Annotated in this window: 14 protein-coding genes and 1 tRNA gene; 12 read left to right on the top strand and 3 right to left on the bottom strand. The window is 67.8% G+C overall.

What is annotated here, in order from left to right; translation table 11 throughout:
- Window positions 1-70 precede the first annotated feature (70 nt).
- The 5 genes from IFT63_RS16045 to IFT63_RS16025 all read left to right on the top strand — a co-directional run bounded on the left by IFT63_RS16045 (window position 71) and on the right by IFT63_RS16025 (window position 2,276).
- Window positions 71-147, top strand: a tRNA-Arg gene (locus tag IFT63_RS16045).
- Between the two features lie 168 nt (window positions 148-315).
- Window positions 316-708 carry a hypothetical protein gene (locus IFT63_RS16040; RefSeq protein WP_192085081.1) on the top strand — a complete coding sequence of 131 codons (393 nt, stop codon included), beginning with the start codon at window positions 316-318 and terminating at the stop codon, window positions 706-708.
- Between the two features lie 431 nt (window positions 709-1,139).
- Window positions 1,140-1,361, top strand: a complete 222-nt coding sequence (locus tag IFT63_RS16035; protein WP_192085080.1) for a hypothetical protein — start codon at window positions 1,140-1,142, stop codon at window positions 1,359-1,361.
- Complete coding sequence (locus tag IFT63_RS16030) at window positions 1,358-1,648, top strand: transcriptional regulator (protein WP_192085079.1); 291 nt, start codon at window positions 1,358-1,360, stop codon at window positions 1,646-1,648. Before IFT63_RS16035 ends, IFT63_RS16030 begins: the two co-directional genes overlap by 4 nt.
- A gap of 178 nt (window positions 1,649-1,826) precedes the next feature.
- Window positions 1,827-2,276 (top strand): PA2169 family four-helix-bundle protein, encoded by a 450-nt coding sequence (locus tag IFT63_RS16025; RefSeq protein WP_042613224.1) that lies wholly within the window; start codon window positions 1,827-1,829, stop codon window positions 2,274-2,276.
- Window positions 2,277-2,357: 81 nt separating this feature from the next.
- Here the strand turns inward: IFT63_RS16025 and IFT63_RS16020 are convergent, their stop codons facing one another.
- Window positions 2,358-3,047: a ComF family protein gene (locus tag IFT63_RS16020; RefSeq protein WP_192085078.1), complete on the bottom strand. Its 690-nt coding sequence runs from the start codon at window positions 3,045-3,047 to the stop codon at window positions 2,358-2,360.
- Between the two features lie 221 nt (window positions 3,048-3,268).
- On the opposite strand from IFT63_RS16020, the gene IFT63_RS16015 reads away from it, so the two are divergent.
- Genes IFT63_RS16015 through bioC form a run of 4 tightly spaced genes read left to right on the top strand, consistent with a single transcriptional unit; the run spans window position 3,269 to window position 7,051 of the window.
- Window positions 3,269-4,483 carry an aminotransferase class I/II-fold pyridoxal phosphate-dependent enzyme gene (locus IFT63_RS16015; protein WP_192085077.1) on the top strand — a complete coding sequence of 405 codons (1,215 nt, stop codon included), beginning with the start codon at window positions 3,269-3,271 and terminating at the stop codon, window positions 4,481-4,483.
- An 8-nt stretch (window positions 4,484-4,491) separates the two neighbouring features.
- A complete protein-coding gene (bioH, locus tag IFT63_RS16010; RefSeq protein WP_192085076.1) occupies window positions 4,492-5,295 on the top strand; it encodes a pimeloyl-ACP methyl ester esterase BioH in 804 nt (267 codons plus the stop codon).
- A gap of 36 nt (window positions 5,296-5,331) precedes the next feature.
- Window positions 5,332-6,114 carry an SDR family oxidoreductase gene (locus tag IFT63_RS16005; protein ID WP_192085075.1) on the top strand — a complete coding sequence of 261 codons (783 nt, stop codon included), beginning with the start codon at window positions 5,332-5,334 and terminating at the stop codon, window positions 6,112-6,114.
- 28 nt (window positions 6,115-6,142) lie between these two features.
- The gene (gene bioC, locus IFT63_RS16000) at window positions 6,143-7,051 is read left to right on the top strand and encodes a malonyl-ACP O-methyltransferase BioC (protein ID WP_192085074.1); all 909 of its coding nucleotides are present in this window, start codon (window positions 6,143-6,145) and stop codon (window positions 7,049-7,051) included.
- Window positions 7,052-7,258: 207 nt separating this feature from the next.
- Here the strand turns inward: bioC and IFT63_RS15995 are convergent, their stop codons facing one another.
- Both IFT63_RS15995 and IFT63_RS15990 read right to left on the bottom strand, forming a co-directional pair.
- Complete coding sequence (locus IFT63_RS15995) at window positions 7,259-7,864, bottom strand: YdcF family protein (protein WP_192085073.1); 606 nt, start codon at window positions 7,862-7,864, stop codon at window positions 7,259-7,261.
- Window positions 7,861-8,823: a pyridoxal-phosphate dependent enzyme gene (locus tag IFT63_RS15990; protein WP_192085072.1), complete on the bottom strand. Its 963-nt coding sequence runs from the start codon at window positions 8,821-8,823 to the stop codon at window positions 7,861-7,863. Before IFT63_RS15990 ends, IFT63_RS15995 begins: the two co-directional genes overlap by 4 nt.
- A 153-nt stretch (window positions 8,824-8,976) precedes the next feature.
- Between IFT63_RS15990 and IFT63_RS15985 the strand changes: the two genes are divergently transcribed.
- From IFT63_RS15985 to IFT63_RS15975, 3 genes are all read left to right on the top strand, one after another.
- Window positions 8,977-9,519, top strand: coding sequence for a hypothetical protein (locus IFT63_RS15985; protein ID WP_192085071.1), 543 nt, complete (start codon window positions 8,977-8,979; stop codon window positions 9,517-9,519).
- Between the two features lie 542 nt (window positions 9,520-10,061).
- Complete coding sequence (mnmG, locus tag IFT63_RS15980) at window positions 10,062-11,951, top strand: tRNA uridine-5-carboxymethylaminomethyl(34) synthesis enzyme MnmG (RefSeq protein ID WP_042613216.1); 1,890 nt, start codon at window positions 10,062-10,064, stop codon at window positions 11,949-11,951.
- Between the two features lie 111 nt (window positions 11,952-12,062).
- Window positions 12,063-12,593, top strand: a complete 531-nt coding sequence (locus IFT63_RS15975) for a gamma carbonic anhydrase family protein (RefSeq protein WP_182656299.1) — start codon at window positions 12,063-12,065, stop codon at window positions 12,591-12,593.
- Window positions 12,594-12,724 lie beyond the last annotated feature (131 nt).

The following is a 12,724-nucleotide window of genomic DNA, read 5'->3' as shown; positions in this document are numbered from 1 at the left end:
GCCCAATTGCGGTCCGTGGCCGGCCTCAACTGCCCAATCATCCAACTTTCCGCTACACTAGTCGGCCAGCGCGCTCGTAGCTCAGCCGGATAGAGTAGTGGCTTCCGAAGCCATTGGTCGGGGGTTCGAATCCCTCCGGGCGCACCATCTCCCTCGCTTCCCCCCCAGCGTCCCAGGCCTACCGCCCGGACGCCGCGAACAGGCCCCCTGAAGGCCTGTTCAGCCACGGCAGCGACGCTTCACACCCCCTCCAACTCCCCTGCGACAGCATCGGCCTCCCACGGGCACCTGCCCGCCTGCAGAGGAGTGGCATTGATGAATATCCTGCGTACCCCGCTCGCCCGGTCCCTGGCCGTGGCTGTCGCCTTCGCCATGGCCGTCCCCGCTTTCGCTGCGCCGTCGAACAAGTGGAACGTCGAGCTCAAGGGCCGATCCAAGATCGACGGCGAGATCACCCTCGCGGTGACGCCGCAGGCAGGCGAAGCCACCAATGTCGCCATCGCCATCCCGGCCGCCACCAACCACGAAGCGGCTGCGGTGCTGATCTCCAATGCGTTGTTCAAGGAGTTCGGTGCGGGCGTCTACAGCATCAAGACCGACGACACCGATGAGGTCGAGATCAAGGCCGTCAATGGCAACCGCGATTTTGATGTGATCGTCGTACGCAACACGGCAGATGGTCTGGAGCTCAAGCTCGACCGCGATTGAGCCAGGCGGCCCCCGCGCCATGCGGGGGCCTGCCTTGAACCGGCGGCGCATTCCGCATTACAGCCCCCGTGGACACGTAGCCTTCGACTGACGCCCTGCGCGGCCGTCCATGCGACGCGCCGACCCTATACCGCACCCACAAAACTGCAACTTTGCCCATGTACGCAAAGGCGCCTGACTGATGGGATGAACCTGCTGGCGACGAAGAGCGCCAGCCGGGATTCGCATCCTGATTTGAAGGCGGTATTTGGCTCTGTTTTGCCCTCTGGGCACGGCGGAGAATGCACTGCATCGCGCACCGTTCATACGGCGGGCGATGTGGGGGATCCCTGATCCGCCGGATTTTTGACCGTCTTCAACCGGTATGCGAACCCGCATCGCCCGCCACCTGACGCCTCGGCGCAGGTGGCCCCAGCCTTGTGAGGTTCGTCATGGATACGCCGACTGAATCGCAACATCCCCGGAGCGCCAAACGCCTGTACACGCTGATGGGCGACAAGACGCACGACTTCCCGCCCCACTTCATCGAACGTCTTGAGCGGCGGCTGGAGGAGTTCGAAACCTCCCTGACGAGCGCCCACGTCGTCCTGCACCCGCAAGCTGACCCTGACAACGGATGCGACGCCCGGCAGGACACGGGGAGGCAGGAATGACGCCCTATCAGCAGGCAAAGGCGCATCTGGCCAACCGCCGTGCCGCTGAGATGGCCGAGTACCTCGACGGCCGTCTGCACATGGCCCACTACGATGAGAGCACGTTCGCGCGCTCGTTGCTGTCGGTAGCCGAATTGCACGGCATAAGCCTGGTTGCGCAGCAGTGCGGCCTCAGCAGCGAGTCCATGCGACGGCAGTTGAACGGCACCCGTCCGTTGTATTTCGACAGCGTGCTGGGCGTGATGCGTGCACTGGGAATCCAGCTGCGGGTAGAGGCCTCCGCCTGAGCCCGCCCAGATGGCCATTCAAGGGCTGCATGCCGGCAGCGTCAGCCCCCGTTGGGCCACATGACGGGCGCATCAAACGGTGCTCACCTGCAGTGGACTCGCTCCTGTCCAAGGTGGTCTCCAACGGCACGGCATCACTCCCGCCGTTCCATTCGACCACTCACACGGAGCACTATCCATGAGCACCCAGTCCAAGATCGAACACAGCCTCAATGACCTGATTGAGATCGCCCGTGATGGTCAGAAGTTCTACAGCGAAGCCGCCACCAAGGTGAAGGACGCCGAACTTGCCGCCCTGTTCACCCGCATCGCCGGCAGCAAGGCCGACATCGTCACCTCGCTGAGCGCGACCGTTGCCGCCACCGGCGGTGAGCCGGCGGAACACGGCACCTTCGTCGGTTCGGTGCAGAAGATGTACGGCAACATCCGCGCCACCCTGGGCGACACCGAGTACGGCTACGTTGCCGAACTGGAAGAGTCCGAAGATCGCCTGCTGAAGGCTTTCAAGGACGTGCTGACCGACAACGACGTGCCGGCCCCGGTGCGCACCGAAGTCACCCGCCTGTTGCCGGAGGTGCAGGAGACCCATGCGGTCATGCGCGCCCGCAAGCATGCAATGAAGTCGTAAGACTCCACGCTGCATCTTTCTGAAAGCCGACGCTGCCTGGCAGCGTCGGCTTTTTTGTGGGCGCCATGAAGTGATGCCCCATCACGGCACCCGCGCACAAACCCACGCGTTCACCTCTTTGCACCCTGCTTTCCGCAACGTCTCCGCACACGCATGAAGGGTGCTGCCCGTGGTCATCACGTCGTCCACCAGCACCACCGCCTCCGGCACCTCCCCCACTACTGCGAAGGCACGATCCAGGTTGTGCCGACGCGCATCGGCGTTGCGCTTGGACTGTGGTGCAGTAGCGCGGATCCGGCGCAGTCCTTTCCAGCGCGGTGCGCCGATGAGGCGGGCCAACTCTGCGGCCTGATCGTAGCCGCGTTGCCGCAGGCGGCGGGGATGGAGCGGCACGGCGACCAGTGGCGCCAGCGGCCACGGCGGTGGATTGAGGGCCATCAGCTGCGCCATCAATCGCCCTGCGGCCAGATCGGAATGGAATTTATAGCGCAGCAGCAGCCCGGACACGGGGTCTTCGTAGCGCAGGCTGGCCCAGCAGGCATCCAGCGGTGGCGGGGATTCTTCGCAGTGGAAGCAGAGTTCGTTGGCGTCCTCGTGCAACGGAAGTGCGCAGCGCGCGCAACCGTCGCTATGCCAGGGGAGGGTCAGGCTGCAGGCACCGCAGAGTTCGTGGCCGCGTTCGCCGGGGTCGGCGCAGATCTGGCAGACCGGGGGCAGCAGGCCGCCCAGCAGGGAATTGGCGAGGGTGCGGATGGTGGTGGGCAGCGGCATGGTGGGGATCAGGATGCGGCTGCTGGGGGGTGTCTGGTATCGGAGGACGGCGCGGAGTGCAGCGGGGCTATGCCCCGCCTGTGACGACCAACGGTCGTCACCCACCGAAGAGCGTTGACGACCAGCGGTCGTCACTACCGACCGGCGGTGGGGTCGGCTCACGGACCCGTTGGCGGTGGGTTTGTTACGCTATCGGCCCGTTCATCTGTAGTGCCCCCCCGATGGCCCGTCCTGATCTGTTCGAGCGAATCCAGACCCTGCGCGCCAGCGCGGATAGCCTGCGTTCGGGCGCGCCGGTGCAGGCCGTGGGCCGTCGTGATGGCGTGCGCGTCGATGTCGATGGCCATGCGCTGACCAGCTTCCGCGGCAGCGATTACCTCGGCTTGGCGCAGCAGTTCGGCGTGGTCAATGCGCTGCAGGATGCCGTCGCGCGCGAAGGCGTCAACGGCGGTGCCGCGCCGGCCGCCGGTGGCCGCCATGCGCTGCACCAGGCGCTGGAAAGCGAAGCCGCCGAGTGGCTGGGCCATCCGCGTGCCCTGTTGTTCAGCAGTGCCTATCTGGCCAACCTGGCCGTGCAGCAGGTGCTGCTGTGCGAAGACGGCGATGTCTGCGCGCAGGACCAGCTCAACCATCCCAGCCTGCTGGATGCCACCGCACTGTCCGGTGCGCGACTGCGCCGTTACCCGCATCTGGATGCCGAAGGCGCGATGCGCCAGCTCAAGCATGCCGCCGAGGGCGCGGCGATGCTGGCCACCGATGCGGTGTTCTGCATCGATGGCGATAGTGCGCCGCTGCGCTCGTTGACGCTGGTTGCGCGCATGCAGGAGGCGCTGCTGTGCGTGGACGATACGCATGGCATCGGCGTGCTCGGCGAGGGCGGCCGTGGCAGCGTGTCGGCCGCCGGGCTGGGCACCGCCGATGTTCCGCTGCAGGTGTTCGCGCTGGATGCCGCACTCGGTGGCTCCGGCGCGCTGGTGGTCGGCGACGCCGCGCTGCTGGCGCATCTGGCCGCCACCGCGCGGCCCTATCTGTATTCCCCCGCCCTTTCGCCCGCATTGACTGCTGCATCGCTGGAGGCAATGCGGCTGGCGCGCCGCGATGACTGGCGCCGCGAGAAACTGGTGGAGCTGGTGGGCGTGTTCCGCAGCGCCGCGCGCGGCCACGGGCTGGGCCTGATGGCTGCCGAAACCCCGATCCAGTCGTTGTCCTTCGCCACCGATCAACAGGCCATCGCGCTGGCGCAGAACCTGCAGCAGGCCGGCATGTGGGTCGGCACGGTGCCGGCCAGCCTTACCGGCGATGGCGCGGCGCGCGTGCGCGTCAGCCTGTCGGCGTTGCACGTGCCTGCGCAGGTGCAGGCCCTGGTGGATGCGATCGCGCGCGCACGCGATGGCCTGCACGCCGGCACGTTGCTGCCCGCCGCCGCGCTGGCCTGACCCCGCGCATGCATATCGCCGTCAGCGGCAGCGGCCCGGCGCTGGTCCTGATCCATGGCTGGGCCCTGCAGGGCGAGGTCTTCGCGCCGCTGGTGGAACGCCTTTCCGATCAGTTCACCCTGCACGTGGTGGACCTGCCCGGGCATGGCCGCAGCCGCGACGATGCCACCCCGCTGGAATGCGAATCCGTGGTGGCTGCCATTGCCGCGGCCACGCCGTCGGCGGTGTGGTGCGGGTGGTCGCTGGGCGGCCTGTTCGCGCTGCATGCCGCCGCGACCCGGCCGCAGGTGCAGGGGCTGGTGATGCTGGCCTCCTCGCCACGCTTCGTGCGTGAGGACAGCTGGCCGCATGCGGTGCCGGCACCGGTGTTCGCGCAGTTCGCGCGTGACCTGGCCGAGGATTTCCCGGCCACGGTGGATCGCTTCCTCGCACTGGACCTGATGAACACAGACCCGGCCCGCGCCGACCTGCGTGGCCTGCGCCAGCGACTGGTGGATGCCGGCGCGCCGGCCCCGCGCGTGCTGGAAGCAGGCGCGCGGCTGCTGCAGTCGGCAGACCTGCGCGGTGTGTTGCCGTCGCTGCGCACGCCCAGCCTGTGGTTGCCCGGCCACCGCGACCGACTGGTGCCACCGGCCGCAGCGCATGCCGCCGCAGCGTTGTGCCCGGCCGGTGCAGCGACCGCGCAGACCATCGCCCATGGGGGCCATGCGCCGTTCCTCGGCCAGGCCGACGAGGTTGCAGCGCAGCTGAAACACTTCATCACGGCCCAGGTAGTGACGGCCGCTGGCCGTCAACCGACAATGCAGCACTGACGGCCAACCGCTGTCCGCAACAGAAGGTGGACTGACATGGATCTTGGAATCGCAGGCCGTTGGGCTTTGGTGTGTGGCGCAAGCAAGGGCCTCGGCCTGGGCTGCGCGCGTGCGCTGGCGGCCGAGGGCGTGAACGTGGTCATCGTCGCCCGCGGCGAGCAGGCCCTGCAGCAGGCGGCCGACGCCCTGCGCGCCCTGCCCGGTGCCGGTCAGGTAGTCGCGGTGGCCGCCGATGTCACTACCGAAGCCGGCCGCGCCACCGCGCTGGCCGCCTGCCCGCAGGTGGACATCCTGGTCACCAACGCAGGCGGCCCACCGGCCGGGGACTTCCGCCAGTTCGAGCGCGATGACTGGATCGCCGCACTGGATGCGAACATGCTCGCGCCGATCGCCCTGATCCGCGCCACCGTGGACGACATGATCGCGCGCGGTTTCGGCCGCATCGTCAACATCACGTCCTCGTCGGTGAAGGCGCCGATCGACATCCTGGCGCTGTCCAACGGCGCGCGTTCCGGGCTGACCGGCTTCGTCGCCGGGCTGGCGCGGCGCACGGTGTCAGCCAATGTCACCGTCAACAACCTGCTGCCGGGACAGTTCGACACCGACCGCCTGCGCGGCAACTTCGCCTTCCTGGCCAAGCAGCAGGATGCCGATGCGGAGACCATCGCCGAGCAGAAACGCCGCCACATTCCGGCCGGGCGCTTTGGCCAGCCCGACGAGTTCGGCGCGGCCTGCGCGTTCCTGTGCAGTGCACAGGCCGGCTACCTCACGGGGCAGAACCTGCTGATCGACGGCGGCGCCTACCCGGGCACCTTCTGACGCCGCACCCTGCTCCACCGAGACCCGCATGAACCAGCGTACCGATCCCCGTCCCGATCCCCGTCCCGATCCCCGCCACGTGCGCCGCGCGTTTTCCCGCGCCGCCGCCACCTACGATGCGGCCGCCGCGCTGCAGCGCGAGGTACAGCAGCGCCTGATGGAATCGCTGGAGTATCTGGAAGCCCGCGTGCCGGAGGTGGTGCTGGACGTGGGTGCAGGCACCGGACATGCCAGTGCGCTGATGAAGAAGCGCTGGCCGAAAGCGCAGGTAATCGCGCTGGACGTGGCCGAACCGATGCTCGCCCAGGCCAAGCGCCAGGCCGGCTGGTGGAAGCCGTTCCAGCGCGTGTGCGCCAGCGCCACCGCGCTGCCGCTGGCCGACAACAGCGTGGATGTGATCTTCAGCAATCTTTGCCTGCAGTACGTGGATGACCTGCCGGCGGTGTTCGCCGGCTTCCGCCGCGTGCTCAAGCCCGGCGGACTGCTGCTGTGTTCCACCTATGGGCCGGAGACCCTGATCGAACTGGCCGAAGCCTTCCACGCCGCCGACGAGCAACCGCACGTGAGCCGCTTCGCGCCCATCGCCCAGTTCGGCGATGCGTTGATGATGGCCGGCTTCCGCGACCCGGTGCTGGACCGCGATCTGTTCACCCTGACCTACGACGACCTGCCCGCGCTGATGGCCGAATTGCGCGCGCTGGGGGCGACCAACGCGCGGCTTGATCGGCGGCGCGCACTGACCGGGCCGGGGCGTTTCAAGGCGGCGGCAGCGGCGTATGAGCCGATGCGGCGCGCCGACGGCAAGCTGCCCAGCAGTTGGGATGTCATCTATGCCCACGCATGGGCGCCACAGGCCGGCGCGCCGATCCGCGAACAGGGCCAGGACATCGCGGCGGTGCCGGTTTCGGCGATCCCGATCCGCCGCCGGCCGGGTTGAAACCGCGGCGCTCCGCGCTCGCGGTAGCGCCGAGCCATGCTCGGCGGCTCGTCGTCCGGACCGCGCGCCACCTCTGATACAGCCCGCGCTGCGCGCTCGCGGTAGCGCCGAGCCATGCTCGGCGGCTCTTCGTCCGGACCGCGCGCCACCTCTGATACAGCCCGCGCTGCGCGCTCGCCGAGCATGGCTCGGCGCTACCAAAGCGGGTCACCAACCCGCCTGCACGAACAGGTCGCGGTGGAAGTAATAGATTTCCTGCGCCAGGAAGCGCCAGCTGGTGTGGAAGCTGCGGAAGCGCGTGCTCGGCGTGGACGAGGCCAGCGCATCGATGCCCATCGCTTGGCTCAGCCGCAGCGCGCGTGCCATGTGCAGCGGATCGCTGACAATGATTACCCGGTGCAGTCCGCGCTGGTCCATCAGCCGCTTCGCTTCCACCAGGTTCTGTACGGTGTTGCGTGACTGCGTTTCGATCAGGATCGCCTTCGCAGGTACGCCCTGCTTCAGCGCGTAGCGCCGCGCCACCTGCGATTCGGAAAAGCGCGCACCACTGCCGCCATAGCCGCCGGTGAAAATCAGCAGCGGCGCATAGCCGGCTTCGTACAGGTCAAGCCCGTGGCGGATGCGCTCCTGGAACACCGGCGACGGCTTGGCATCATAAGCGGCGGCACCGAGCACGATGATCGCATCGGCCTTGGCCGCCTGGTCGCGTTCGCCGATCCACATGATCCAGCCGGTCACGCCCAGCAGCCACACCACCACCAGCACGAACAGGCGCCACATCCAGCCCAGCAGGCCGACACGGTGGCGGCTCATGCGGCCGACCAAGGCAAGGCGTCGGTGTCCACGTTGCCGCCGGACAGCACCAGCCCCACGCGCAGGCCGACGAAGCGCTGCGGCTGCGCCAGTACCGCCGCCAGGGCAATCGCCGAGGACGGTTCCACCGTCTGCTTGAGCACCTGCCACAGCAGGCGCATGGCGGCCACGGTGGCGGCATCGTCGACCACGATCACCTCTGCGCCCGCCGCCTGCAGCACCTGGAAGTTGGGTGCCCCGAGCGTGCCACGCAGCCCATCGCAGACCGTATCGGGCACGAAGTCGATGCGACGCTCACCGGCCTGCAACGAGCGCGCGGTGTCGGCAGCGCCGGCCGGTTCGGCCAGTACCAGCCGGGTCTGCGGGGACACCTGCTGCAGCGCCAGTGCCGTGCCTGCGGCGAGTCCACCGCCGCCTACCGGTACCACCAGCACGTCAAAGGGCCCTTCGGCCTGCAGCAGTTCCAGTGCGGCAGTCCCCTGCCCGGCCATCACCGCCGCGTCGGTATACGGGTGAACCAGCGTGGCGCCTGTATCGGCCTGGACCTGGGCGCACATCGCTTCGCGTGCGGCGATGGTCGGCGCGCACTGCCACAGCGTGGCGCAGTGGCGGGCGATGTTGGCCAGCTTGGCGGCCACCGCCCCTTCGGGCACCACCACGTGGCAGGCAATGCCGCGGGTGACCGCGGCCAGCGCCAGCGCGGCACCGTGGTTGCCGGACGAATGGGTGACCACCCCAGCCGGCGCCTGCTCGGCAGGCAACGACCACACCGCATTGCAGGCACCGCGGAACTTGAACGCGCCGCTGCGCTGCAGGTGTTCGGCCTTGAACGCCAGCTGCGCGCCGGCCAGCGCGTCGAGCGTCTGCGAGCGCAGCACGGGCGTCACGGCCGCATGCGGCGCGATCCGCGCGGCGGCTTCAAGTACGGCATGGGCGGGGGGTGGTGGCGCCTCGTTCATCTGCAAAGATTAACGTATGCCCCCACCCGCTCGCAGCGCCTACCGCGGGCCCCCTCGGGCCGATTGCCAACCATTCATGCTTGGGCGGGCGAATTTAGCGGCGATTCAATGCGAAAGGCTAAGCTGGAGACCTTACCCTTGGGGGGCCGTACCATGAAGATGCGCTTGATCGTTGCCGGAGGCCTGTTGCTGGCCTTGTCCGGCTGCGCCACGTATGATTATGTCGGCAGTGGCGGTGGTGGCGGCGGCAGTGGGTATTACCATGGCGCCCCGTCCACGCAGTACCGCTACCCGGCGGGTTATCCCTACGGCTACGGCAGCAGCCCCTATGGTTACGGCAGCGGCTACTACGGTGGTGGCTATTACGGTGGCGGCTATGGCTATGGTTACCCGGTCTATCGTCCCTACCCGAATTATCGTCCGCCGCATCATGGCCACCGTCCGCCGGGCAATCGTCCGCCGGACCGTCCGCGTCCGCCGAACACCCGCCCGCCGGGCAACAACGGCGGCTCGCCGTGGCGCAACCTGGATTCCAACACCCGTCCGTCGCGTCCGCCGCAGGGCCAGGGCATGAGCCGTCCACAGCCGCAGCAGGTACGTCCGTCACCGCCGCCACGCCCGGCGTCGGCACCGCGTCCCAGTGGTTCGCCGTGGCGAAATTTGAACCGCGCCACAGAACGACAGCAGGAGCGGTGATCGCCTCTTGAACCTTCCGCCGGGAAGGTTCAAAGTAGGCCCGGATTGACCCGCCGCGTCCAAAAGTGACAAAGTCGACGCAGCCGGTCATACGATCTACGTCGATATCCGCCAGGAACATCTGGATCCCCCCTGTTCCGGCCCTGTCGGATGTCGGCACCTAAAAAGACAAGGCCCCGCGCAAGCGGGGCCTTGTTGTTTCAGCGTCTGTTGCAGGTGGAACGGCCTTGCTCCAGTGTTCCGGAAAAAAACAGGGCCGGACAGTCCCCCGACTGCCGGCCCTACGCTTCCCCAATGTGCATCTGGACCAGCCCCTGTTCCAATTCCGGTCCATAGCGCCAATGGCGCCGATCACGCTGGGTGCTAAGGATATATCTGCAGGTTCCATGCCAACTTTAGGGTCGATTCACGAAATCCGCCCGGATTTCTGTCCAGCGGGGCGAACGGAGTCTGACCCCGGCCACGATTGGCGTTAAAATCGCCACCCTCCAAGGCGCCTGCGCCTGCCCAACCGATGGCTGCGGCCACCCCCTGCGTTCCCCATGACCGACTCCTTCCATCGCTACGACGTCATCGTGATCGGCGGCGGCCACGCCGGCACCGAAGCGGCCCTCGCCGCGGCACGCGGTGGCGCGCGCACCCTGCTGCTCACCCACAACATCGAAACCGTGGGCGCGATGAGCTGCAACCCGGCGATCGGCGGCATCGGCAAGGGCCACCTGGTCAAGGAAATCGATGCACTGGGCGGGGCGATGGCGCATGCCGCCGACCGCGCCGGCATCCAGTGGCGCACGTTGAACGCGTCCAAGGGACCGGCGGTGCGCGCTACCCGCTGCCAGGCCGACCGCAACCTGTACCGCATGGCGATCCGCGCCATCGTGGAAGCGCAGCCGAACCTGACCGTGTTCCAGGCCGCCGTGGATGACCTAGTCATCGAGGGCGACCAAGTGCGTGGCGTGCTCACCCAGACCGGCCTGCGCTTCGATGCGGCAGCGGTTGTGCTGACTGCCGGCACCTTCCTGGCCGGCAAGATCCACGTCGGGCCCACCCAGTACGCCGCCGGCCGCATGGGCGATCCGCCGGCCACCACGCTGGCCGCGCGCCTGCGCGAACGCCCGTTCCAGGTGGACCGGCTGAAGACCGGCACGCCGCCGCGCATCGATGGCCGTTCGCTGGATTACAGCGTGATGGACGAGCAGCCCGGCGACGATCCGCGGCCGGTGATGTCCTTCCTCGGTTCGGTGGATGAGCATCCGCCGCAGGTCAGTTGCTGGATCACCCATACCAGCGCGCGCACCCACGACATCATCCGCGAGTCCCTGCATCGCTCGCCGCTGTACAGCGGCCAGATCGAAGGCATCGGCCCGCGTTACTGTCCGTCCATCGAGGACAAGGTGGTGCGCTTCGCCGAAAAGGAAAGCCACCAGATCTTCGTCGAACCCGAAGGCCTGGGCATCGTGGAGATCTACCCCAACGGTATTTCCACCTCGCTGCCGTTCGATGTGCAGCTGGCGATGGTGCGCAGCATCCGCGGCTTCGAGAACGCGCATATCACCCGCCCCGGCTACGCCATCGAATACGACTACTTCGATCCGCGTGGGCTGAAGGCATCGCTGGAAACCAAGACCGTGGGCGGGCTGTTCTTCGCCGGCCAGATCAATGGCACCACCGGCTATGAGGAAGCCGCCGCGCAGGGCCTGTTGGCCGGTTTGAATGCCGCCCGCCAGGTGCGTGGGCTGGATGGCTGGTGCCCGCGCCGCGATGAAGCGTACCTCGGCGTGCTGGTGGATGACCTGATCACCCACGGCACCACCGAGCCGTACCGCATGTTCACCAGCCGCGCCGAATACCGGCTGCAGCTGCGCGAAGACAACGCCGACCAGCGCCTGACCCCGGTCGGCCGGCAGATGGGCTTGGTGGACGACCGCCGCTGGGCGGCGTTCGAGACCAAGCAGGCCGCAGTGGGTGCCGAAAGTGCGCGGCTGCGTGCGCTCTGGGCAACGCCGGGCAATGCCCTGGGCCGCGAAGTGGAACAGGTGCTGGGCGTGGCGGTGAGCCGGGAAACCAACGTGCTGGACCTGATCAAGCGCCCGGAACTGGACTACGCCAAGCTGATGCAGGTGCCGTCGCTGGGCCCGGGCGTGGACGATGCCAAGGTGGCCGAACAGGTGGAGATCGGCGTCAAGTACGCCGGTTACCTTGACCGCCAGCGCGATGAGATCGAGCGCCAGCAGCGGCATGAATCCACCCCGATCACCGAGGGCTTCGATTACGCGATCGTGCGTGGGTTGTCGGCCGAAGCGCTGCAGAAACTCGAACGCGTGCGGCCGCAGACCATCGGCCAGGCCCAGCGCATCCCCGGCATGACCCCGGCGGCGATTTCGCTGCTGCTGGTGCACCTGGAGCGTTCGCGCCGCGGGCGCGTGGCGTAAGGCGGCCGCTGCGCTCGCCGAGCATGGCTCGGCGCTACCCTTATGGCCGAGCATGGCTCGGCGCTACCTTTTTTCTGCCGGGCAGGGCTCGGCGCTGTACCGGAGAACCCGATGAACCCGCTACGCCCCTTCCGCGACAAGATGCCGGTACTCGGCGCGCGTGCCTACGTGGATCCCGCCTGCACGATCATCGGCGATGTGGAAATAGGCGAGGATGCTTCGGTGTGGCCGGGCACGGTGATCCGTGGTGACGTCAACTTCGTGCGCATCGGTGCACGCACCAACGTGCAGGACGGCACCATCATCCATGTCAGCCACCACAGCCCGTTCAACAAGGCCGGCTATCCCACGCTGATCGGCGAAGGGGTCACCGTCGGGCATGGCTGCATCATCCATGCCTGCAGCATCGGCGATTACAGCCTGATCGGCATGGGCGCCTGCATCCTCGATGGGGCGCGGGTGGAGAAGCACGGTTTCGTCGGCGCCGGTGCGGTGGTGGGCCCGGGCAAGGTGGTCGGCGAAGGCGAGCTGTGGGTAGGCAACCCGGCCCGCCCGGCGCGCATGCTGAAGGACAGCGAGATCGAAGCGCTGCACTATTCGGCCGACCACTACGTGCGGCTGAAGGACGAGTACCTGGGCTGAGGCCCAGCTGCGGTAGAGCCGACTTCAGTGGGCTCGGTGAACGCGACAACCTGCTAAAGTCAGACTCCGACCCAGGATGACGTCGAGACTCACATGCCCGTGGCCGCCTGCCGGAGAGGAATCCGGCACAG

It is taken from the genome of Stenotrophomonas sp. CFBP 13724 (assembly GCF_014841975.1).
GTDB classification, from domain to species: domain Bacteria; phylum Pseudomonadota; class Gammaproteobacteria; order Xanthomonadales; family Xanthomonadaceae; genus Stenotrophomonas; species Stenotrophomonas lacuserhaii.
This window is presented reverse-complemented; position numbering and strand designations above follow the sequence as displayed.